The organism is Synechococcus sp. O70.2 (assembly GCF_047462135.1).
Lineage (GTDB): Bacteria > Cyanobacteriota > Cyanobacteriia > Thermostichales > Thermostichaceae > Thermostichus.
The window spans coordinates 13,880-36,076 of record NZ_JANSIS010000005.1; the positions used below are offsets into that span (position 1 = coordinate 13,880).

The 22,197-nt window shown below is 59.9% G+C and carries 22 protein-coding genes; 12 read left to right on the plus strand and 10 right to left on the minus strand.

Features of this window, described 5'->3' with window-relative positions; all coding sequences use genetic code 11:
• Nucleotides 1–4: 4 nt before the first annotated feature.
• From NW812_RS06685 to aroH, 3 genes are all read left to right on the plus strand, one after another.
• Nucleotides 5–484 carry a hypothetical protein gene (locus tag NW812_RS06685; protein WP_414395180.1) on the plus strand — a complete coding sequence of 160 codons (480 nt, stop codon included), beginning with the start codon at nt 5–7 and terminating at the stop codon, nt 482–484.
• A gap of 34 nt (nt 485–518) precedes the next feature.
• On the plus strand, nt 519–1,208 hold the full coding sequence (locus NW812_RS06690) for a V4R domain-containing protein (protein WP_414395181.1): 690 nt from the start codon (nt 519–521) through the stop codon (nt 1,206–1,208).
• A gap of 87 nt (nt 1,209–1,295) precedes the next feature.
• Nucleotides 1,296–1,670, plus strand: a complete 375-nt coding sequence (gene aroH, locus NW812_RS06695) for a chorismate mutase (RefSeq protein ID WP_414395182.1) — start codon at nt 1,296–1,298, stop codon at nt 1,668–1,670.
• Here the strand turns inward: aroH and NW812_RS06700 are convergent.
• Entirely contained in the window at nt 1,667–2,068 is a 402-nt protein-coding gene (locus tag NW812_RS06700) for a hypothetical protein (protein WP_414395183.1), read from the minus strand. The genes aroH and NW812_RS06700 overlap by 4 nt on opposite strands.
• Before the next feature lie 158 nt (nt 2,069–2,226).
• On the opposite strand from NW812_RS06700, the gene NW812_RS06705 reads away from it, so the two are divergent.
• Nucleotides 2,227–3,018 carry a Ycf66 family protein gene (locus NW812_RS06705; protein ID WP_414395185.1) on the plus strand — a complete coding sequence of 264 codons (792 nt, stop codon included), beginning with the start codon at nt 2,227–2,229 and terminating at the stop codon, nt 3,016–3,018.
• Nucleotides 3,019–3,043: 25 nt separating this feature from the next.
• Here NW812_RS06705 and ppc read toward each other — a convergent pair whose 3' ends face one another.
• From ppc to NW812_RS06720, 3 genes are all read right to left on the minus strand, one after another.
• Complete coding sequence (gene ppc / locus NW812_RS06710; protein ID WP_414395187.1) at nt 3,044–5,980, minus strand: phosphoenolpyruvate carboxylase; 2,937 nt, start codon at nt 5,978–5,980, stop codon at nt 3,044–3,046.
• A 132-nt stretch (nt 5,981–6,112) separates the two neighbouring features.
• The gene (locus NW812_RS06715) at nt 6,113–6,370 is read right to left on the minus strand and encodes a DUF3146 family protein (protein WP_414395189.1); all 258 of its coding nucleotides are present in this window, start codon (nt 6,368–6,370) and stop codon (nt 6,113–6,115) included.
• Nucleotides 6,371–6,522: 152 nt separating this feature from the next.
• Nucleotides 6,523–7,503 carry an AAA family ATPase gene (locus NW812_RS06720; protein ID WP_414395190.1) on the minus strand — a complete coding sequence of 327 codons (981 nt, stop codon included), beginning with the start codon at nt 7,501–7,503 and terminating at the stop codon, nt 6,523–6,525.
• A gap of 125 nt (nt 7,504–7,628) precedes the next feature.
• Here NW812_RS06720 and NW812_RS06725 point away from each other — a divergent pair, with 125 nt between their 5' ends.
• Both NW812_RS06725 and NW812_RS06730 read left to right on the plus strand, forming a co-directional pair.
• Nucleotides 7,629–8,069 carry an RrF2 family transcriptional regulator gene (locus NW812_RS06725; protein ID WP_414395560.1) on the plus strand — a complete coding sequence of 147 codons (441 nt, stop codon included), beginning with the start codon at nt 7,629–7,631 and terminating at the stop codon, nt 8,067–8,069.
• Nucleotides 8,070–8,164: 95 nt separating this feature from the next.
• Nucleotides 8,165–9,079 carry a S1 RNA-binding domain-containing protein gene (locus NW812_RS06730; RefSeq protein ID WP_414395192.1) on the plus strand — a complete coding sequence of 305 codons (915 nt, stop codon included), beginning with the start codon at nt 8,165–8,167 and terminating at the stop codon, nt 9,077–9,079.
• 245 nt (nt 9,080–9,324) lie between these two features.
• On the opposite strand, the gene NW812_RS06735 is transcribed toward NW812_RS06730, so the two are convergent.
• Nucleotides 9,325–9,960, minus strand: a complete 636-nt coding sequence (locus NW812_RS06735) for an exopolysaccharide biosynthesis protein (RefSeq protein ID WP_414395194.1) — start codon at nt 9,958–9,960, stop codon at nt 9,325–9,327.
• A gap of 185 nt (nt 9,961–10,145) precedes the next feature.
• Here NW812_RS06735 and NW812_RS06740 point away from each other — a divergent pair, with 185 nt between their 5' ends.
• The 3 genes from NW812_RS06740 (at nt 10,146) to NW812_RS06750 (ending at nt 14,294) form a co-directional block, all read left to right on the plus strand.
• On the plus strand, nt 10,146–10,478 hold the full coding sequence (locus NW812_RS06740; RefSeq protein ID WP_414395195.1) for a hypothetical protein: 333 nt from the start codon (nt 10,146–10,148) through the stop codon (nt 10,476–10,478).
• 1,313 nt (nt 10,479–11,791) lie between these two features.
• Nucleotides 11,792–13,336 (plus strand): ArnT family glycosyltransferase, encoded by a 1,545-nt coding sequence (locus NW812_RS06745; protein WP_414395197.1) that lies wholly within the window; start codon nt 11,792–11,794, stop codon nt 13,334–13,336.
• A 61-nt stretch (nt 13,337–13,397) separates the two neighbouring features.
• A complete protein-coding gene (locus NW812_RS06750) occupies nt 13,398–14,294 on the plus strand; it encodes a putative CRISPR-associated protein (RefSeq protein ID WP_414395198.1) in 897 nt (298 codons plus the stop codon).
• On the opposite strand, the gene NW812_RS06755 is transcribed toward NW812_RS06750, so the two are convergent.
• From NW812_RS06755 to NW812_RS06770, 4 genes are all read right to left on the minus strand, one after another.
• Nucleotides 14,291–15,769, minus strand: coding sequence for a hypothetical protein (locus NW812_RS06755; RefSeq protein ID WP_414395199.1), 1,479 nt, complete (start codon nt 15,767–15,769; stop codon nt 14,291–14,293). The two genes, NW812_RS06750 and NW812_RS06755, sit on opposite strands and share 4 nt — an antisense overlap.
• A gap of 73 nt (nt 15,770–15,842) precedes the next feature.
• Complete coding sequence (locus tag NW812_RS06760; RefSeq protein WP_414395200.1) at nt 15,843–16,538, minus strand: alpha/beta hydrolase; 696 nt, start codon at nt 16,536–16,538, stop codon at nt 15,843–15,845.
• Between the two features lie 31 nt (nt 16,539–16,569).
• Nucleotides 16,570–17,583: an oxygen-dependent coproporphyrinogen oxidase gene (gene hemF, locus NW812_RS06765; protein ID WP_414395202.1), complete on the minus strand. Its 1,014-nt coding sequence runs from the start codon at nt 17,581–17,583 to the stop codon at nt 16,570–16,572.
• 115 nt (nt 17,584–17,698) lie between these two features.
• Nucleotides 17,699–17,941, minus strand: coding sequence for a Ycf34 family protein (locus NW812_RS06770; protein WP_414395204.1), 243 nt, complete (start codon nt 17,939–17,941; stop codon nt 17,699–17,701).
• A gap of 223 nt (nt 17,942–18,164) precedes the next feature.
• Here NW812_RS06770 and NW812_RS06775 point away from each other — a divergent pair, with 223 nt between their 5' ends.
• The 3 genes from NW812_RS06775 (at nt 18,165) to NW812_RS06785 (ending at nt 21,450) form a co-directional block, all read left to right on the plus strand.
• Nucleotides 18,165–18,461, plus strand: a complete 297-nt coding sequence (locus tag NW812_RS06775; protein ID WP_414395562.1) for a hypothetical protein — start codon at nt 18,165–18,167, stop codon at nt 18,459–18,461.
• A gap of 396 nt (nt 18,462–18,857) precedes the next feature.
• Nucleotides 18,858–20,141: an MDR family MFS transporter gene (locus NW812_RS06780; RefSeq protein WP_414395206.1), complete on the plus strand. Its 1,284-nt coding sequence runs from the start codon at nt 18,858–18,860 to the stop codon at nt 20,139–20,141.
• 52 nt (nt 20,142–20,193) lie between these two features.
• Nucleotides 20,194–21,450: an NAD(P)/FAD-dependent oxidoreductase gene (locus tag NW812_RS06785; RefSeq protein ID WP_414395208.1), complete on the plus strand. Its 1,257-nt coding sequence runs from the start codon at nt 20,194–20,196 to the stop codon at nt 21,448–21,450.
• Here NW812_RS06785 and proC read toward each other — a convergent pair.
• Nucleotides 21,394–22,197 (minus strand): pyrroline-5-carboxylate reductase, encoded by an 804-nt coding sequence (proC, locus tag NW812_RS06790; protein ID WP_414395210.1) that lies wholly within the window; start codon nt 22,195–22,197, stop codon nt 21,394–21,396. The genes NW812_RS06785 and proC overlap by 57 nt on opposite strands.

Consider the following 22,197-nt stretch of genomic DNA (forward strand, 5'->3'; position numbering starts at 1 on the left):
CAAGATGGTCAGCCCCTTGGAGCAAATGCTAATCGAGGCAGAGGCTCGCTACCTCACCTCGGAGCAGCTGGATCAGCTTAAAGCCTATGTCCTCGGCTGGCCAAAACGGCAGCACGTGTACCGGGCTCTGCGGGAGGGGGAGGCTCAGATGGTGGGCCGCACCTTGGAGGCTCTGCAGAAGGAGATGCCCAACCTCTCCCCCCAGGTCGTGGATCTGTGCCGGCGCCACCTGTTGCTGTTGCTGCGGCACAGCGCCCTGGCCATGTTGCTGCAGGACGAAAACCTCCTCAAAGAGCGGCTCATCGACTGGATGGAAGAGGAAGTGCGCCTGTATGGGCTGCAGAACGTCTACGAAGTTGCCCATCGGCTTTTCCAGCAGGAGCTCAAAGACTGCCTACAACCTGGCGAACTCGAGTTCATCCGTCCCTTGATTACCCGCGTGCAGGCAGCTTTGCTAGCTTTAAGCGGCCTCCCAGCCGCCTAGCGGTGGCTTCCATTCGCCAACCCAGGGATCCCCTATGGCTGACACCGTTTCCCTTGCCAACAGCTCTGCCGGCTTTGATCCCTACACGCCGGTTTTGGCCAACTACTACGCGCCCAGCCTCTACCTGCAAAGCGATCTGGAGTCGGGTTTGCTAGAAAGTCGCCACGGCGACCGTCTCCTAGCCCTTCCAGAAACCTTATTGCGAGCCATCTACACTGGCCTGGAATACGAGACAGGACAAGCAGCCCGTCTGGTGCTGCGCCACTGTGGTCGCATGTGGGGCAAGGAGTTTTTCCGCCGCTTTGCCCAGGAGCTCTCCGACTACTACCAAAAGCCCCTAGCTGAGCTGGAGATGGGCCTTTTTCTCCAGAATCTCAAACAGGCTTGGAAAACCCACGGCTGGGGGTTGATCGACCTCGACTGGACCTACAAAGACCAGGGGGTAGTGGTGGTGTCGATTCGCAACTCTCCCTTCGCCGCTGCCACACCTCCGCACTTTAAGCGCCCAATGGGCTTCTTGGAGGCAGGGCTATTGGCCACTTGGTTTAGCCAATTGACTGGCCAGGACTTGGCCTGCGTGCAAACCACCAGCGAGGCTCTGGGGGCAAAAAGCAACTTGTTTATCTTGACGGCTGCCAACCGCCTCAAGGAGGCAGAAACCTGGGTGGACGCGGGCCTTAGCCACGAGCAGATCCTAGAGAAGGTGTTGCAGCCTGCCCCCTAGCTTGCAAGGAGGGGGTGGGATCCCAAAGAGACAAACTGTATAATCTTGTGAAAGCAAGACGAGCTCAAAGGCACGAGGGCCAAGCCATTGGGGTGGCGGGTGAGAGCAATTCGAGGAGCCATCACCGTGCCGGCCAACACTGCCGAGGCCATTGGTGCGGCAGTAAACGAGCTGCTGGATGCCCTAGAACATCGCAACGCCATTGATCCGGCAGAGGTAGTGAGCGTCATTTTCTCCGTTACCCCTGACCTAGATGCCGCCTTTCCTGCCCAATTTGCCCGCCGCCGTCCTGGCTGGGAGGCAGTGCCTCTGCTGGACGTGCAACAGATGGAGGTCAATGGCGCTTTGCCCCGCTGCATCCGTGTTTTAATCCAACTGAACACTCCCCTGACCCAGGCGGAGATGCACCACGTTTATCTAAGAGGCGCTCGCGAGTTACGGCCCGATCTCAGCCCCGTCTAGGAAGATTGCTTTTGCCGCAGTTGAGCTTCCCACTGTTGCAGCTGCTCCTGACGGGCAGCTATCTCCGCTTCGCGACGGCTTAACTCTTGGCTTTGCCGAGTTAGGGAAAAACGCCAGTTTTCAATCTCCGTCCAGTCAACTAGGCTGTAGGCTTGGGAGAGGCTGTGCAGCATCTCCACCAGCTTCATCGCCGCCTCTTCCACCTGCTGCACCTGCCGGTTTTCTCCCAGCTCGACCAGCAGCAACACCCCAACGTTGTAAGGGGCTGCCTCCTTGAGAGTAATCCGCTCCGGCTGAGGCAGCGGTGTCCAAATCCCCTTCTCGCCCTGTTGGGCTAGAAGCTGTAACTCCGCTGGGCCAAAAAGACTTTTCTTGTCTACCCGTGCCAGGTACAGCATGGAGCCTACTGGGAGCTGCCGTCGATTCTAGCACCAACCCCTCCCTACCAAAGCATCCTGATCCTGGGCCGTGCCAGCAGAAGGATTGGTGTTAGGATCGGCTCTGAAAGGGGTAAAGCTTACAGCTTTCCCGCTCCTATCGTTTGGGGATCCCTGGCATGTTTCTCACCCAAAGCCCCTACTTTTTGATGGCAGCCCTGGTGGCAATTGCCAGTGGAGCCATCTTTGCCGTCCGCTTTGTCAAGCCCGAAGCCTCGGAAGAGTCAGATGTAATCTTCGCTACGATGGGCCTGATCTACTCCATCTCTCTGCTCCTGGAAGGTCAGCGCCTAATCCCCTTGCTGTTTTTTGCCCAGGTGCTGTTGGCGGTGATGGCGGGCTGGTTTGCCATCCAGACCTTCCGCCTGCGCATTCTCCTAAACGAGAAGGTGCGCCAGATAACTGGAGTTCGTCCAGCTATGCGGCGTCAAGGCTTTAGCCGCACCTATCCGCCCGATGGCTATGGCCAAGGACGTGCCGTTGCCAGCGCGGCCAGCGGATCCCGCATTCGCGATACCTCCTCCTCTAGCCGCTCCATTCCTGAGCGCAGCGAGGAACCAGCGCGCCGCCCGCGGCCACAGTTGACCAGCAGTACGCAGGTGCGCCCGCGTCGTCGTTCGGAGGATGACGAGGAAGAGCTAGAGACAACCTTGCAGCAGGAGGCTGAGTCTTCCCCTCCGCCTTCCGCCCGTCGCCCTCGTCGCCCAACCCCTGAGGAGTATCGGGACGATACCCAGGAGGAGCAAAGCACTGACGTCGGTAGCCGACGTCGTCCTCCCCGTCTACCCCAAACTCAAGAGGAGAGCTACGCCGAAGCAAAGCCTCGCCCTTCCTCTCGCCGCGTCGTCGAGGTGGAGTCGGTGGAAGTGCAGGAGGCAGAGCCGGACGAATCCGAGGATGACTTGTTTTAGCTGACCCAGCAGACCCCTAAAGCCTTTAGCCGGTATTGCGCATGCCAGCGGCAATGCCATTGATGGTGAGAAGGGCTCCGCGCAGCAGCTCAGCGCGGCTGTGCTGGCTGGGGTGAAGGGGGGGTCTTTGCTTGCCGCGCAGGCGCTTGAGCAGCGAGATCTGAATAAAGCCCAGGGGCACAATGGAGCGGTTGCGCAACTGGATTGAGCGTCTTAGGTAGGGGTCACTTTCCAACAGCTCCCTATGGCCGGTAATTTTTAAAACCATCTCGCGGGTGCGGTGCATTTCTTGGGCAATGAGCTCAAACAGCTCCATTGCCCGCGGCAAACGCTCGGGGGAGCTCATTTCCTGGACATAGTGGCGAGCAATCTGCAAATCCGCTTTAGCCAGAGTCATCTCCACCTTGGAGATCACCATGCGGAAGAAGGGCCACTCGCGGTAGAGGTGTTGCAGGTGGGTGAGATGGTGCTCGCCTTGGGCGGCGTATTCCTGGAGGGCAGTGCCCACTCCATACCAGGCTGGCAGGAGAAAACGGCTTTGCGTCCAGCTAAATACCCAAGGGATGGCCCGCAGGGATCGGATATCCTTTGAGCCATCGCTACGGCGGGCTGGGCGAGAGCTAATCTGCAGTTGGCTAATCTCTTCGATAGGAGTGACCTCGTGGAAAAACTCCTCAAAGCCCTCCTGCTCGTAGACCAGGTTGCGGTACACCTGCCGCGAGCGCTCCGCTAGGGACTCCATCAGGCGCGACCACTCGTGCAGGTCATTGGGGTAAGTGCGCAGCAGGCTGGCCTGAATGACAGCGCTAGTAACCGTCTCTAGGTTGAAAAGGGCCAGATCCTGGAGGGAATACTTAGAAGCCAGCACCTCTCCCTGTTCGGTAATCTTGATGCGGCCCCCCACGCTGCGCCCAGGCTGGGCCAAGATGGCCTCGTAAGCCGGCCCGCCGCCGCGACCCACCGAGCCACCCCGCCCATGGAAGATCTGCAACTTTACCCCACACGCCTCGGCCACCGCCTGGAGCCGCTGCTGGGCCTTGTAGATCTCCCAGTTGCTGCTCAAAAAGCCGGCATCCTTGTTGCTATCGGAGTAGCCCAGCATCACCTCCTGTAAATTCTCCTGCTGGGCCAGGTACTGGCGATAGAAGGGGATCTCCAGCAACTGCCGCAAGATCTCCGGCGCCCGCTGCAGGTCTTCCACCGTCTCAAACAGCGGCACTACCGCTAGAGACCCGCGCCCGCTGATGGGATCATAAAGGCCCACCTCCTTGGCCAGCAGTAAAACTTCTAGCAGATCGCTCAACTGGCGGCTCATGCTGATGATGTAGGTCTGGCAGATGTCTCGACCAAACTCCTGCTGCAGGCGGCGCAGGGTACGCAAGGTGGCAATCAGCTCCGCCGTTTTCTCAGAAAAAGGAGCCTCCAGCGGAATCAGGGGCCGCCGAGTTTGCAGCTCCTGCAGGAGAAAAGCCCTTTTTTCCTCCTCCGTCATCTGGCTATAAGGCCGCGGCAAGATGCGCAAGTACTCGAAGATCTCCGTGAGCGCGGCCTCGTGGTAGCTGCTGTCTTGGCGGATATCTAGGTGAGCCAGGTGAAAGCCAAAGACCTGTACCTGTTCGATGAGGTAGTCCAACTGGCGGCAGGCAAGGCCGCTGTTTTTCAAGCTTCTTTGGATGAGTTGCAAGTCGGCCAAAAACTCCTCGGCGCTGGCGTAAGCGTTGCCCAAGGAAGGAGGAGCGGGCAGACAGGCGGAATCAGCCAAGTTGCGGTTGCGCTCCCGCGTCAACTCTAGCCGCCGCAGGATGTAGCTGAGCTTCAGTCGGTAGGGCTCCTGGCGGTATTGCAAGGAAAAGGTCTCGTAGACCTCAGGCATGAGGCGGCGATCCTGCTCGAGGGCGTCCAGCAGTTGGCTGTCCACATCTCCCCAGTGCAAAGAGACGCTTAGGGTTTTGGTGAGCGCTTTCACCGACTCAATGTATTTGCCCAAAATGAGGTTGCGCTGGTAGCGGGCTGTTTGCCAGGTTACGTCGGCAGTCACTGAAGGGTTGCCGTCGCGATCCCCGCCCACCCAGGAGCCGAAGTTGCAAAATCCTGCAGGGGGCGGCTCGACGGTGGGAAAGGACTTTTTCAGGCTGCGCCTGAGGCGCTCGTGCAGTAGAGGGATAGCCTGAAACAGTACCTCTTCAAAATAGTGCAGGGTGTAATCGACTTCGTTGAGCACCGTCGGCTTGGTCTGGTGCAACTCGTCGGTGTGCCACCAGAGCAAAACTTCCTCTGCCAGCTGTTCTCTCAACATCTGAGCTTGCAGAGGGTCGAACTGCTCTGCCCAGTCCAGTTGGCTGAGCAGACGGGAGAAGACCCGTTGTTTTTCGCGGATGGTGTGGCGGACAATCTCAGTGGGGTGGGCGGTAAACACCAAGCGGATGTGCAGCCGCTCCAGCAGGCGGCGCAGCAAGCCAGGCGGCACTCCCTGAGCCCGCAGGTAGGGGAAGAGCCGTTCAAATTTTTCGTTTTCCCGCACGGTGCGCTGTTGGCTGTCCACCATGCGCATATCCGACTCTTCTGCCCGCTCGTAATTCTGTTCAACAATGTTGATGAGCTGAAAGAACAAGGCAAAGGCGCGCGCTGCTTGAATGGCTTCCTCAAGGCTAAGGTTCTCAACAATTTGGAAGACTTCTGGGATTGGATATTCTAGAGCTTGCCCTTCGGGAGAACACAGGGAGCGCAGCCGTCGCAGCAGATCCACCAACGGCTGCCCGCACTCCCGCAGGATTACCGATTCCCAAAGTTCTTCAACCAGTTGCAGGCGCTGGTTCAACAAGGTGTTCCGACGATCGAGCACCTCGTCCCTAGGGAGGGCCCGGTCCAAGGAATCCCGTTGCGCCAGGAGAGAGGCCTCCTTCAGGCCGTTAGCAGAACCACTGGCCTGCTCTGCAGCCGCTAGGTGGGAGGAAGAGGTCATGAAGGCAGCTCCTAGAACGACCATCCCAATATTAGAACTTGTCCGCCGGCAGCACGGAGGTAGCCGACATGACGAGGAAAGGGAGGTCTGCTCAGCGCTAGCCTCTCCCGCGTGAGGATTCCAAACGGCTATTTAGAGGCGGCTACGAATAACAAATGAGTAGTTGCTGCCGGGCTCTAGCAGGTAATCCGATTTCTCCAAAAAACGGCTCAAGGGATCGCAAATCAGGGCTCGCCCCACTGAGGGCTCCACCCTAAGCCCTCCACCTCGAAAGCGCCAGCAAAAGTGCCAAACCCAGCCGTTAGCGCTGACTTCCCCTTCAATGGCACCCTCCTGCCAGGAGCGGCGGGTGATCTGCACATGGGCAGTGGTCTGAGGTAGCTGGCTCATCCTGAAGCCGTGAGAATCTATCCCCTATTCTCCATTACCGGAAAAGCGGCGCAAAGGCCCCCTAGCTCTGCCAGCCCCCAATTTAGCCAGCCCCTGGGCCAGAGAAGCGCAAGCCTCAGGCAGGGCAACCCCCTCGACTGTCTTCTGGAATATCAAACCGGGGGCTCGACCGTGGCCACAATGTCGCGGATGATGGCTTCGGCTTCCTGCCGGCGGTTACTTGCCATCTCTCCCCCTCCAGCTAGGGAAACACGATGGGCCAGCACCGGCACGAACAAGGCCTGTAGATCCTCGGGCAGGCAGAAGCCGCGTCCCTTTACGAGGGCCCTGGCTCGCGCTGCCCTTGCCAAAGCCAACGCCCCTCGAGTGGAGACCCCAGCCCGCAGCAGCTTGGAGGTGCGTGTAGCCTGGACTACCTGGAGAAGGTAGTCGGCCAGGGATCCCTCCAGGTACACCTGATCCACCGCCGCCTGAATCTCCCGTAACTCGGCCAGCGAAAGCACGGGCTGCAGAGCCTCCACGGGATCCGCCTGTTGCCGATGCAACAGGAGGGATCGCTCAACTTCAGGGCTGGGGTAGCCAATCGACAGCCGCACCAAGAACCGATCCAACTGGCTTTCTGGCAGGGGATAGGTGCCGTGGTACTCCAAAGGGTTTTGGGTGGCTAGCACGATGAAGGGGCGGGGCAGTGGGTAGGTGCGGTCGTCCAGCGAAACCTGCTTTTCCGCCATCGCCTCTAGCAGGGCGCTTTGGGTGCGCGGCGAGGTGCGGTTAATCTCGTCGGCTAGGATGACATGGGCAAAAATGGGGCCGGGGCGAAACTCAAACTCCCCTTTTTCCTTGTTGAAAAGAGTGAGGCCAAGAATGTCAGTCGGCAAGAGGTCGCTGGTAAATTGAATTCGCTGAAACTTGGCCCCCAAACTGCGGGCTATGGCCCGCGCCAACGTGGTCTTGCCCACTCCCGGCACATCCTCTAGCAGGACATGGCCTTCTGCCACCAAGGCTGTCACCACCGCCTGCACCACCTGCGACTTGCCCTGGAATACCGATTCGACGTTGGCCATCAGCCTGCCGATCTGCTGCTGCAAAGTTTGCAGTCGCTCCGCCGGCATCCGGGTGCCCGCACCCACCATAGATCGATCCAAAGAGGCCTATTCCACCATACAAGCCCAATCCCAGCCCAGAGCAGGATCCCACAAAACCCCGGCGGAAAACCGGAATATCATAGATCTCATCCCTACAGCTAAGGATGGGTATTTTGGAGCTGTCCTGCAAAAGCGAGTACGCGCTCCTGGCGCTGCTGGAATTGGCCCAGCACTACAACGACGGCCGGGTGTTGCAGATTAGGGAGATTGCAGCCCATCAGTCCATTCCCGACCGCTACCTGGAGCAACTGTTGGCCACCTTGCGCCGGCAAGGGCTGGTGCGTAGCCAGCGGGGGGCCAAAGGGGGTTATTTTCTGGCTCGACCGCCCTGGCAGATTTCCCTATTAGACGTCATTCAGGCCATCGAGGGCGAGGAGCTGAGCCGCTCCCGCACCTTGCCCAGCAGCGATCTCACTCCAGAGCGCCAGGTGCTTCTGCAGGCTTGGCAAGAGGCCCAAGCAGCGGCAGTGGACATTCTCCAAAAGACAACCTTGCAGGATCTCTGCGACCGGCAGGCCCAAGGGCAACAGGCCAGGCTGATGTACTACATCTAAGCTGCAGCAAAAGTCAAGGCAGACAGGAAGGGCTGGGATCCTGACTCTGTTTTGGGTTATCCTGGAGCGCACTGCTTCACATTGCTACCCTGGCCATGAGCTTGCACTCCCCTCGCCCGCCCGCTGCCGAGATCTTTTCCGCAGAAGACTTTGCCCAGGCTCTAGCGGCCCAAGGCCTTGACTTCCGACCGGGCCAGGTAGTGCGAGGTCGCATCTTCCAGCACCAGAGCGACGGCGTTTTGGTGGATATTGGCGCCAAGTCGCCAGCCTTTTTGCCTCTCAAGGAAGCTGGGATTGGCTCAGAGGAAGACTTAAGCCAGGTGTTTCCCCTCAAAAGCGAAGCCGAGTTTCTCATCTTGCGAGAAGACGCAGAAGGGCAGATCCTGCTCTCGGTGCGGCGGCTGCGGCTGAAGCGGCTCTGGGAAGAGCTGGCCGAAAAGCAAGCCAGAGGCGAGGTGGTCACAGCGCCGGTGATTGGCATCAACAAGGGCGGGGTGGTGGTGGATGTGCAGGGCCTGCGCGGCTTCATTCCGCGCTCCCATCTCATCCAGCGGGAAGCTCTGGAGGAGCTAGTGGGCCAATTCCTCACTGCCAGTTTGCTGGAGGTCAACCCCGCAGCCAACAAGCTGGTGCTCTCCCAGCGAGTGGCCCGACAAGTGGAGAGCTTGGGGAGCTATACCACTGGCCAAGTGGTGCGGGGCAAGGTCAGCGCCCTCAAGCCCTTTGGCATTTTTGTGGAGCTGGAGGAAGGGGCCAGCGGGCTGTTGCCCATCAAGCAGGTCAGCCAACGCTTTGTCGCCTCCCTCTCCGACTTGTTCCAGCCTGGGCAGCCCATCAAAGCCGTGGTCATCGATGTGGATGAGACCAAGGGGCGGGTCGCCCTCTCCTTGAGAGTGTTGGAGAAGTACCCTGGCGAGGTGTTGGAGCAACTGCCTCTTGTTCTTGAGGAAGCTGAAAAACGAGCCGGCAAACTCAAGGGGAGAATCACGTCCGAGGGCGAGGTCATTTAACCCATGCCGCCTGCCGAGGCGCTCCAGGCCGAGCTTTTTGGATCCCTCAATCTCGCCCCATTGCTACAGAAGCAGTGCTGGGGGCTGCGGCAATGTCACGCCGCCAGAGGTAGGGGTGTTGAACACCTCAGCCAGGATCTCCCGCTAGCGGCGCGGAGCTCTAGATTGCAGCAAGGTGTAGGCGGTACAATTTGTCAGTGAAGCTGGGATCCCCAATTCCCTCTGGGAGAGAAGCTGGTAGGGCGCTATCTTCGCAGCCAATCCAACAAGGTCGTTCCCCCTAGCCCCAGGCCTACCAAAATGGAAGTGGTCAGCAGCCCCGCTGCCACACAGATCAGGGATCCCAAGCTGCAGAGGATCCCATCTTCTTCCAGGAGGCCGAAGGCGGTGACGAAGACCCCCATTGCCGGCAGGGTGTTGGTGCCGGGCACGGGAATGATCATGGAAATGCCCATCAAACCCATCCAGGTGCCTAGCCAGACCTGGCCCAGGCGACTGGTGCAGACGAGGTTCCAGCGGGGGCGGGCAACTTGTTCAAGGCGCAGCAGCCAAGGGATCCCGGCCTGCACCCATTTTTGAAATTGCTTCCGTTCAATGGATGTCTGCAGCACCCATGGCGGCAGCCAGGGAGTGGCTCGCCCTGCCAGCATTTGTAGGGCCAGCAGCAGAATAACTACGCCAAAGGGAGTGGAATAGCCAGGAGCGGGCAGAGGCAAAGCCGAGGGAAAAGATAGCACTGCCAAAAACAAGCCAAAGCTGCGCTCGCGCGCCAGTTTGAGAATCTCTTCAATGCGGATCGCCTCTGGTGGGGATCCCTCGGGCTGCTCCGAGCTGTTGGCAAGGCCGGCTAAGCGGGCTAGCTCTTGGGATAGACGTGCCATAGCGGGAAAGGTTGACCAAGGCCTAGCCTACTGCAAATTCTGAGTCTGTTGGATATCCTGAGGCTTGAGGAAGAAGGTGGTCTTGGAGGGGTGAAATGAGCGGCCAGGGGCTTGGTAGGTGGTTGGACAGGGAGGTGGTCAGCCGCAGCCTTGCCCAGAGACCAAGGCGTTGGCCAGCACAGGGGATGGCTGGGCTGGTGTTGCTGCTGGGATCCCTACTGCTGGGGAGGATTGGCGCAACCTTTGCTGAAACCCCACTGTCAGTGGGCACCTCCACTACCTTGCCTCCCCGAGCAGAGCCGACCTTACCCCCTCCGCCCCAGGGAGTTCGGCAAATCTCTGAAAAAACCAATCCAGAGGAGACTGCTGACATGCCCCTTTCCCTGCTGGCAGAGCAGGTGCTGGAGGCAGTGTGCGAAGCACAAATTGATGCCGAACGAGCCTTGGCCCTCATGCCTGACCTGAGCAAGTCCCATATCCGCGCCGCCTGTCCGAAGCGGCTGATCCCCAAAAGCTGAAAAGGAAAATCGCTGGTCTTCGACTCCTTCACCTCTTGCTGGATGCTGCTGGGGGCGCTTAGGAAGCTTTGTTTTGGAGTTGCGCTCCCTCTCTAGTTGCTTTGCAAGTCAAGCTGCACTAACTGGGCTGGCTAATTGACCCGTGTCTATCGTCCTAGCCAGCCATTACAAGTCCTGGAGCGCCCAGCTTACCTGCAGGGGGATCCTCTCCTCCCTGGCTTTGTCCTGGATCTCAGTCTAATTTGGGCATAAAAAACCAAACTCCGCTCTCAAAAATTGTGGAAAACGGTCAGGTATCACGGCAGCAAGCAATAATGAGGGCAAAGCCTGGGGATCCCGACGGAGGTAAGCCTATGGGGATGAGGTGTGTGGAGCAGACCCCCAGCAAGCGTGTTTATCTAAGGGGGCTTGGAGTTTTGTCGGTTAGTGCTATCTTTGCTCTCTTTTTGGTGCTGTGTCTTTGTTCCCTGACTTGGCGTTTTCTGGTAGATCGCAGCTTCACTTGCTATCGCCTTGATAGGATATGGTCAACTGCGAAGTGGTCTTCCAGCCACTACTCTTACCAAAATGGGTCAGGTCTTATTATAACGTAAGAGGGGCCAGAACCAAAACTGAAGTTCAAATAGACTTTGAGGGAGACAAGAGAACCTATTACTACGTCACTCTCATAACTTCTGCAGGAGAAAAGGAAGCCTGGTCAACTGCCAGCGAGAGCAAAGCTCGACAATTGGCAACAAAGATCCAATCGTTTCAGGTGAGTGCAGAGAGTCAGCTATTGGTGGACGGCAATACTCTCGACTTAGGAAGTTTGTCTGTACTTCTGATTGTGCTTTTTCTCCCAGGAATGTTATTTCTGTTAGGTCTATTGCGAACAGTTGCGCTACCGAGATGCCGGCTGACCTTTGACCGCTCCCTAGACCAGATCTTGGAGGAGTACCTCACTCCCTTTGGGATAAGGAGGAGGAAAACTTACTCCTTCAGAGACGTGCAGCAAGTTGTGGTTCAGAGCACAACAGACTCTGATGGCGATACCTTTTTTCGGTGGAGGTGCAGTTGCAATCAGGAGAACCTTTGTTGTACCTGAGTTTTGGTACTGACGATAGCAAGGCAAGGGCGGAAGCAGAACAATTGGGCCAGCTTTTGAGGTGTCCAGTAAGGCTGCCGGAGACAACGCCTTAGGCCTAGACTAGACCCCCCTTGGTTTTTGGGGAAGGTGGGGGAGGCAAGATTTGCCAAAGCTGAGATAATGGCATCTGCCCACGCGCTCAAAGCGATCCCCTGTGCTGCCGCGGGCTGTTCTGTGGATTCTGGGGTTGAGCCTGCTTCTGCGCTGTCTGGTCGCAGCTCTGTTGCCGCCAGGCTTTGACGAAGCCTACTACTACCTCTATACCCGCCATCCGGACTGGAGCTATTTTGACCATCCGCCGCTGGTGGCCTGGACGACGGGTTTGGGGCCTGTTTTGACAGGGCAGGTGTCGGCTTTTTCCATCCGACTGGGATCCCTATTGGCCTACAGCGGCTCTTCGCTGTTGCTTTACCTCACTGGAGCACGGCTCTTTTCAGTGCAGGCGGGGCTGATTAGCCTGGCAACCATTAGCATCGCGCCCATTTTCTGGATTGGGTTTGGGGTGCTAACCCTGCCGGATAGCCCGCTGACGTTGTTTACGGCGGCAACGCTGTGGGTGGCTGCCCAGGAGTTTTTTCCAGCTCCCAAACCGGGGGTCTACGGGTCGGCTCGCTACCGTCCAGGGCCGCGCCTGGCGCTGATTGGGCTGTTGGTGGGGCTGGCCTCTCTGGGCAAATACCACGGCCTGGCGTTGGGGTTTGGCCTGGTGCTCTTTTGCCTGCTCAGCCCGGCCCACCGCTGTGCCTTTAGATCCGGCTGGGCGCTTTTGGCGGCGCTGGGGTTCTTGGCAGTCTTTAGCCCAGTGTTGCTCTGGAACGCCCAGCAGGATTGGATCTCCTTTCGCTTCCAAGGGGGGCGAGCGGTGCCGGAGACAGGCTACCGCCTGCAGGATCTGGCTCTGACGGTGCTGCAGGAAGTTTTTTATCTTTTCCCAACCTTGGGGATCCCTCTGCTGGGGCTGAGCTTGGCAGAGGGCGGGCGGCTGGGGCTAGCTCTCTTCCAGAGAAGACGCCTCGCGGATCAGGAGCTGAGGCATCTTTTAATCCTGACCTGTGGGCTGCCGCTAGTGCTGGCTTTTACCTTGATGGGGGGCTACCGGCCCATCCTCCCCACCTGGCCGATGCCGGGGTTTTGGGTGCTGAGCCTGCTTTTAGGATCCCGCTGGGAAGGATGGCCAGGAGCAAAGCGGCTCTTGGCGGGGACGGCGGTGGCGGTGGGCCTGTTGGTGGGGGTGGGGCTAGCCCATGTGCGCTACGGGTTGCTGCAGGCGCCCGGCGGCTTGGGCCTGTGGCCAGTGGAACGGGATCCCTCCACCCAGCTCATTGAAATTGAGCAGTTACGCCGCCAGTTTCAGACGGATCCCCGCCTGACTCAGGCCCTGGAGGCAGTAGACTTCATCTTCACCAATACCTACTTCCTGAGCGGGCAGATCGGCATGGCCTTGGCACCGCTGACGGAGAAGCCCCTCACCTGCCTAGATGAAGATCCGCGGGGCTTTGCCTTTTGGTCTCAGCCGGAAGACTGGCTGGGAAAAGACGGACTGCTAGTCACCTCCACGCTGTTCCAGCCAAAAGCAGGGATCCCAGCCACCTACGGCAACTATTTTGAACACATTGAACCGGTGGCCGAGATCCCTCTGCGGCGAGCGGGTGCAGTGGCGCAGACCTTTCAGGTGTACCTGGCTCGGCAAATGCGCCAGCCCTATCCCCGTCCCTACTCCCGCCGGCGCTGAGAGCCATAGCTTTGGGCTTCGCTACCCTATAAGTCCGCCGGTTCAAATTTGCGGGGAACCCATGCAGACCATCATCATGACCGTGGGCACCTCTTTGCTCACCAACCCGGACAAAAACCTACAGCCGCCGCGGCCGTGGCTAGGGCAAAAAACCATTGGGGATCCAGAGCGGGCCTTAGCCTGGATGAGAAAGACAGACCTGGAGCTGATCAGCGCCGAAACCAACACCTACTACCGGCTGGACCCCACCCCCCAGGATGCCTTGATTTTGCTTTACTCAGAAACTCCCGAAGGCCAAGAGTGCGCCCAGATTTTGAAGCTCTTTTTTGAGGAAGCCCTGGGCCAACAAGGGGTTTCCCTGGTGCCCCTCCCCGGCATCAACTACGAGCTGGAGGAATCCTCCTTGGAACGGATGGCCGAGCTGCTGAAACAGTTGGCGGAGAGCGCTAAAGGGCTCGTCACCTTCGCCGCCACTGGGGGGTTCAAAGCCCAGGCCATGGTTATGGCCGTGGTGGGCAGCCAACTGGGGATCCCGGTCTGCTACATCCACGAGCAATACAAGTCTTTGGTGTATCTGCCCTATCTGCAACCGCAAGTCCAGCCTCGGATCCCGCGGGCGAGCTTGCCAGATTCTGGCCGCAATCGCGCCGAGGTCATCCAATTGCGAAGCGAGAGTAGCCACCACCGTCCTCGCAGTTGGGTCAAGGTGGAAAAGCTCCTGCGCGACCTTCCCTGGGTGGATTTGGTTCGCTGCGACCCAAACGCCTACGCTGCCCCCAAAAACGGCGTCAAAGCCGCCAACCGCAAAACTGAAGATGGCCGCCACATTCTGTGGATCCATCTGCACGAGAGCCAGGACACCCATCTTGCCGTTCGGGTAGAGACCACCGGCTATACTCCCGAGCATCTAGAGCAGGCCGCTGCCGAGCTGCGGGAGCGCCTCGGTCGCCTCATTTAGCTTTTGCTCAACTGCTGGGCCACGAGTTGCACGATGGCCTGGGCCGCACCCGGTCTGCCCCCCAGCTGTTGCAATTCCCTTTGCATCTGCTGGCGTCGTTCGGGATCGGCCAACAGGGCCCGCACCTGTTCGGCTACCTGGGCTGGTCGCAAATGGCCTCGCAGCTCCGGCACCACCTCCCGTCCTGCCCAGATATTTGGCCAAGCCAGGTAACCCAACCACCGCAGGGCAATTGTGTTGATGAGGCGGGCTATCCAAGTGCCCAGGCCAGGCAAGCGGGCCAACAGGCCAGGGATCCCGTCCCAGGCGCGCATCGCCTCCAGCTTGTTGGTGGGGATCGCCACCACCATGGGCACCCCCAGATAGGCCAGCTCAGCGGTGTTGGCTCCAACTGTAGTCAGGCAGAGGTCGCAATTGGCTAGCACAGAATAGGCGGGGAAACGGGTCCACAGCTGTACCGTGGTGCCAAAGGGAGTGACGAAGTGGGATCCCAGGTTGGTTTGCTCCAGGGTGGCGGAGGTGCCGTAGATGACGGCCATATCGGGGTTGAGCCTGGGATGGGCGTAAGCCGCCAGCGACTGAGGGGTCTGGCCAGGAGCCACTGGGATCACGAAGCGGACGTTGGGCAACAACTGGCGCAGCTCATCGGCCACCGCCAGCACCAGCGGCACTCCCAGGGAGAGCTTGGCCGGCTTGGAGCCGGGGAGCAGCCCCACCTGGTAGTGGGTGCGGTTGCGGTCGCCAAGACGTTGCCAGCCCCGCGGCAGCAAGGCTTCGTCGGCAGAGGGGGGTTCCACCCTTTCCGGTGCCGTTTGCCCCGATTCCGGCTCCTCGATGGGATCGGGGAGGGGCTGGAGGAGGGTGGAAAAGCCTGCCGTCGCTTCAGGAGCAGCGCTAGAAGCCGGCGGGGGGAGAAAGCGGCTGCTGAGCCAGCCGGGAAGAGGGATCCCCGGCAAGGAGACAGCACTGGCCACTCCATCGGCCATCAGATCCCCGACCACCTGCATCTTGGCAGCCCAGCGGTGGCCCAAGAGGCGTCCCCCGTCGTAGCGGCGTTTGATCTCCTCCGTCCGCACCGCAAAAACGTCTACCCAGGGTCGCCAGCGAGGCCGACGCTCCGCATACACCACCAGACGGTAGCGCAGACGGCGGGCAATCCAGAGCGCAAAAAACTGATCCCCTCCTAGAAACAGCACCACCCCCCGCTTGGCCCAGTCCCAGGCTTCTTCGGTCTGACCCGTGAGCAAAAAAGCTAGAAAAAAATCGGGATCCTGAACCCGATCGACCTGGATAAATTCCTCTGCTATCTTCACCTCTTGCCCAGAAGCGTGCGGACAAGGAGAGAGCACCAGGGAAAGACGCGCCTGGGGCAGTTGCTGGCGCAACTCTAGGACAACTGGCCGCACCCAGGTGAGCAGCTCGCCGGGGCCGTTGGAGAGGATGAGGATGTCGTAGGGAGGCTGGCCGCCGTTCACTGAGACCCTCAGGGGGCAAAAACTTTGCCGCTATTGTAGGGGATCCCAACGGCTCCCAGCCCTTGCCCAGGGTTCAACTCCAAGGAGGGCCACCGTTTTTGTCCAGCTGACTTTGCAACCACCCTTGGATATCCCGCAAACTTTCTGGGGAAACCTCGTGGCCCATTTCGTACTCCCGATAGGTCAAGCTCAGGGGCAGCAAGGCAAAGTAGTCGCGGATCTGGCGGCCAAAAGCCACAGGCAAAACGGTATCGGCGGTGCCGTGAACCACGAGGACGCTCAAGTGTTGCATCCGGGCTGGCTCCACCGCCTCGGCTAGGATCTCCGGTGAAAGGCGACCGCTTATGGCCACTACGCCAGCCAGCTTCTCCGGCCGGGTTAGAGCCAGATATAGGCTCATGATCGCCCCCTGGCTAAACCCCAGCAAATAGACCTGGGCCGGATCCAGAGAAATGTCGGCCATCCCCTGGGGCAGAACCTGCTCCAGAAAGTGGCTGACAAGCTCCCGGCTGCGGCGGGCTTGCTCGGGATCCCCCACCAGCCCTTCCGGCGTCCAGGCCATTTCAAACCAGGCAAAGCCACCCGCCCCCCAGGGAAGCGGCGCCCTTAGGCTAATCACCGCTAGGCGGGGATCCAAGTAAGGGGCCAACTGGAGGAGATCCCCCTCATGGCTGCCGATCCCGTGCAGCATCACCAACACAGGAGCAGATCCCGGCCCGGCCTGGCGGGGCGGTTGAAAGCGGTAGACAAGGGGCAGAGGGGAAGACAACGCGATCCTCAAAAATTGAGACCAATACCGCCTAGGCCCAATCCCGAGGCTGGCGCAGCACTTCGTAGAGCTGGGCTTCCCAGCTATCGGGCGGCGGCTCGTAGCCGTATTCCCAGCGCACCAATGGCGGCAACGACATCAGGATCGACTCGGTACGACCTTGGGTCTGGAGACCAAAGACCGTGCCCCGGTCGTAGACGAGGTTAAACTCCACATAGCGCCCGCGCCGGTAGAGTTGGAACTGTCGCTCCCGTTCCCCCCATTCCATCCCCTGCCGCCGCTCCACAATCGGCACATAGGCAGGCAAGAACGCCTCGGCACAGGCTTGCACCAGCTCAAAGAGATGCTCCCAACTGCGGGATCCCACCCGCGCCTGGAGTGGCAGCGGCTCAGCCACAAGCTGTTCGGGATCCGCCTCTGCCTCACCCTCAGGGCGGTAGAGCAGCCCGGGCCGGTCGTCTTGATAGTCAAAGAAAATGCCGCCAACGCCGCGGGCCTCGCCCCGATGGGGCAAGAAGAAGTAGCGGTCGCACCAGATCTTGAAAGTTGGGTAGTAGACCGGATCCAGACGGTCGCAGGCCGCTTTGGCGGTGCGGTGAAAATGAGCCGCATCCTCCTCAAACAAGTAGTAGGGGGTGAGATCCATGCCGCCGCCAAACCACCAAACCGGCCCCGCCTCGAAATAGCGGTAGTTGAGGTGAACCGTCGGCACATAGGGGTTGCGGGGATGCAACACCATGGAGGTACCGGTGGCGTAAAAGGGATGCCCCGCTGCCTCGGGGCGATGTTTCAAAATCGAAGGGGGCAGCTGGGAGCCAAATACCTCGGAAAAATTGACCCCTCCTTGCTCGAACACGCCTCCTTGCTGGATGACCCGCGAGCGACCGCCTCCCCCTCCAGGGCGTTCCCAGCTGTCTTCCCGAAACTTGGCTTTGCCATCCAGCGCTTCCAGACGAGCACAGATCTCGTCCTGGAGATGCCGCATAAACTGGCCTACCCGTTGACGAGCATCCGTTGGTGGTGCTGTCGGGCTTGCGGTTAGCATCGTAGTCTTCCCAATCTCTCGAAATAAACGAACTAAGGCTTTTGCCTGCAGCAGACCTAAGTCTCAAGCCCCCAGGCGCGGAGAACCCTTTTGGCATCTAGGCCATCTCTAGATTTTAAGTGGGAACGACCTCGTGGGGGCGGAGCCTTGCCCACTTGTTCCGCTCCTCACGAAAGCTCTGGCAGGCCACCACATCCCATTCCATCTCAGTGCCGCCGTTGCGGATGTTGACGTTGATCTGGGGCCCTTGCGGCTCAAAATCTGGCGTCAGGGTGAGGTGGGGCTGTTGGTGCTGCGCTTCCACGGCGTGATAGGTGGTGCAACGGTCCACGTAGTAGCAGTGAATACAAATACACATGGCTGCTGCCTACCAGAAAGAGTCTGCGATCTCGACAATAGCATCCTGTCTTCGGGAAGACGGAGGATCCGGCTTGCTCAGCCGATTCTTGAGACATTTCTTAGGAAAGAGAGGCGTCTCCCCTTCTCTCGTCTAAAATCTCAAGATACTCATATCCACCCGTGAGGCTAAGGCTTGGTTCCCGGTCAGGATCAAGCCAGCCAGGCTATCCCGAGAAATGGCCATGAACACCCACACCCGCTACCGCTTTATCTGTACCCTCTCCTTCGGGGATATCTACGGCCAGATCATTGTTTGGCTAATCGTGATTTTTGCTGGCCTGGGCGCCGCCCTCTCTCTGATGAATAGCCCTCTCTACGCCTTCCTCACCATCGCGTTGATCTTGGTCATCTCCCTGCCTTTTCTGCTCTTTGCCTTCGTGACAACATTGCTCAACCACATCGAGTTTGTGGCTGTTCCTCCTGAGGAAGAAGAGGAAGAGCGCGCTGTGGCAGCCAAGTCGCCGGTGGCCGTCAGGTAACAGCCAGTTGGATCCTCTCCTGCTGGCCCACGGATGCTAGGGGTTGGCAAGCCGCCTTGCTGGCCGGTGGGTCTTGGTTCTCAATGCTTGTTTAATTTTTGCTACAGTTTGTTGCAGCCAGCCCTCCAAGCCCTGGCCCCCAAGGTCTGTCTCGGTGCCGAGGGGTGGGCCGACCAAAAGAAAAGGCGAGCCGGCGGGGTTTAGGTCGAGAGAGGGCTGCCAGCCAGTTTGGGAAAGCAGGTGTTTGGTGGTGATGAAGGCAATGGAAAATAACCTGGCTCAGCTCGACTACCGGCTGTGCCGGCTGGCGCGGCTGCTCCTGCCTGCTGCACTGGATTCTGGCGTCAGCGACTGGGATCCCCTAGGCTAGGTAACCTGTCTCCCGTTGCCTCCCCTATGCGGATCCCTTACTGGTGGCCACAGCTCGGTTTTCAGGTCTGGCTGATCTTTATCGGTCGGCTGATTTCCCAAACCGGAACCGGCTTTACTCTGTTCTACACTACCCTCTTTTTCGTCAATCAGGTAGGGCTGACGGCCACTCAGGTAGGTTTGGGTCTGGGCATGATGGCCTTTGCTGGCGTGCTTGGCCGCCTTCTCGGGGGATCCATGGCAGACGGAGCTTGGGGCCGCCGCTCCACTTTGATCCTCTCGCTGGCCATTTCCGCTCTGGGCTCCTTTGGCTTTGCCCTTTCCCATGGCTTCTGGAGCTTTGCCCTGGCCAACCTGGCGGCAGGGTTCGGGCAGGGCCTCTATTGGCCGCCGGTGGAGGCAGTGGTAGCGGATCTAACCACGCGCGAGCAGCGCAACGAAGCCTATGCCCTAAACCGCCTGGGGGATAACTTGGGCCTGAGCCTTGGCGCCGCCATGGCCAGCGTCCTGGTAGCTCTGACGAAGAACTACCGCCTCCTGTTTGTTATCGACGGCCTCACGTACTTGGCCTTTCTAGCCCTACTCTGGCTTTGCGTTCAGGAAACTCGAGTAGCTCAGCCGGCGGCAGAGCCTCTGTTGGCAGGCTGGAAAGTTGCCCTGCGGGATCGCCCCCTATGGGTGTTTGCCCTGGCCAACATTTTCTTCACCACCTACATTGCCCAACTCAGCAGCAGCTTGCCCCTTTACTTGCGCAAGGGAGCTGGGATCCCTGAGGTGCAGATTGGCCCGTTGTTTGCTCTGCACGGAGCCATCGTTGCCCTGCTGCAGATACCAGTGGCCCGCTGGCTGAACCGCCTCACCCGCATCCAGGGTTTACAGGGATCCGCCCTGATGTGGGGCCTGGGATTTGGGTTGGTTTGGCTCAGCGGCCCAGCAGCACAGTTGGGAGCGATGCCGGCTATAGGGATGGCGGCCTTGGCCTTGGCGGTGCTCTCCTTGGCCTTGGCGAGCTACAACCCCTCAGCTTCGGCGCTGGTGGCAGATTTGGCCCCAGAGCATCTGCGGGGGGTTTATCTATCGATCAACTCCCTCTGCTGGGCAGCAGGCTTTGCCGTTGGGCCGCTCATTGGGGGAGTGGCTCTGGATCTGCCACCTCCTTGGGCGGGTGGGCTGTGGCTCTTTTGGGTGGCCAGCGTCGGCCTGGTTTGGGGAATCCTTGGCTTTTTGGACAGCATCCTACCCTGCAGAGTCAATGCGGCAACGGTCTTTCCGCCAAAAGCGGCTGTTCCCCTGCACAACGCAGAGCCCTGAGGCTGGATCCCGGTCGGTTTGTTAAGCTGATGTTACCTTCAACCCTCGAAGCATGCGTCGCATTTGCATCCTTGGGGGCGGCTTTGGCGGGCTGTATACAGCCCTGGAGCTCATCCGCCGGCCTTGGCCGGAGCCGCCGCAGATTACCCTGGTGGATCGTCAGGAGCGCTTTGTTTTTGCTCCTTTGCTCTACGAGCTGCTCACCGGCGAGATGGAAGAGTGGGAGGTGGCCCCCCGTTTCCAGGATCTGCTGCCGGAAGGGGTAGCGTTTCGCCGCGGCGCGGTGCAGTCGGTTGACCTCCAAGACCGCTGCGTCTTCCTGGCAGAGGGGCAGACCTTGGAGTACGACGCCCTGGTGCTGGCGCTGGGAGGGGAAACTCCTCTGCAGGGCGTGCCGGGAGCAGCGGAGTTTGCCTTTCCCTTCCGCACCCTAGCCGATGCCCAACGGCTGCGGGCCCACTTGCAGACCCTAGAAGCGCGGGATCCGGCTCAGGCCATTTACCTAGCTATTGTGGGGGCGGGGGCCAGCGGCGTAGAGCTAGCCTGCAAATTGGCTGACCGGCTGGGATCGCGCGGCCAGATCCGTCTTATTGAGGTGGGATCCCAGATTTTGCCGGGTTTTGCTCCCTCAAGCCGGAAGGCAGCCCAGGCGGCGCTGGCCCAACGGCGGGTGCAGGTGGAGCTGCAGACCAAGGTACTTGGGATCGAGGCTACGGGAGAAAACGGCGCTCCTCCCTTTCGTCTGCAGCGGCAGCGCCTGGCAACTCAGGAGATGGCTGTTGACTTGGTCGATGCTGTGCTTTGGACAGTCGGCACCCAACCAGCGGCGGCCATTGCTAACTTGGATTTGCCCAAGAACGATCGGGGCCGCTTGCAGGTTCTGCCCACTCTCCAAACGCCCACCTTTCCCGAAGTATTTGCCCTGGGCGACGGAGCAGCGGTGGTGGATGCCACAGGACAGCCCGTACCTGCAACTGCACAGGCAGCTTTCCAAGAAGCGGGCTACTGCGCTTGGAACCTGTGGGCTCTGCTCACCCAGGAGCGGCCGCTGCTGCCGTTTCGCTACTTTTCGCTGGGGGAGATGCTCAGCCTAGGGGCGGATACGGCAGTAGTCTCGGCCTTGGGCGGCCTTACCCTAACCGGCCCCCTGGGCTACCTAGCGCGGCGAGTTGCCTACCTCTTCCGCCTGCCCACTCTAGAGCACCAGCTCAGGGTGGGGTGGAGCTGGATGACTCGCCCGCTGTGGCAGGCGCTAGGATCCCTGGAGCTGACGGGAGCGCTCGTAGGCCGCCCGCACCGCCTGCATTAGGGCCCCTCGCACCCCTGCCTGTTCCAGGACTTGGAGGCCGGCAATGGTGGTGCCGCCGGGGCTAGTGACCTGGTCTTTGAGCAGGGCGGGGTGCAGCTGCTCCTGCTGCAGGAGGGCAGCAGTGCCTGCCAGGGTCTGCACCGCCAGTTGGGTGGCGATGGGGCGCGGTAGGCCCACTCCTACGCCGCCGTCGATGAGCGCTTCCAGGATCACTGCCAAATACCCTGGCCCCGATCCTGACAGGGCGGTTACCGCATCCATCTGGCTCTCCGGCACCGTCACCACCTGGCCTACAGCCCGAAACAACCGTTCCACCAGATCCCTTTGCTGAGGCGTCACCCCTGGCCCGTAGCAGATAGCCGTGATCCCTGCCCCCACCAGTGCCGGTGTGTTGGGCATGGTGCGCACCACCTTTTGCCGGGGAAAAGCCTGCTGCAACTGCTGCAAAGGGATCCCGGCCATGATAGAAATGATCAACTCTGTGGCCGCCGGCTGCCCTATCTCTGCCACTACCTGCGGAAAGACCTGGGGCTTGACGGCCAAAAATAAAATCTCGGCCTCCCCCGCCTCCGAGGGATCGGCCAATAGACGAATGCCAAGCTCTTGCTGGAGAGCGGTGGCCCTGTCCTTATCGACCTCCCGCAGCGCCATCTGCTTTGGAGAATAAACCCCTGCCGCCACCCAACGGCGCAGCAGGGCAGATCCCATAGCTCCGCCCCCAATGACACTCAGCAGCGGTTGCTCCAT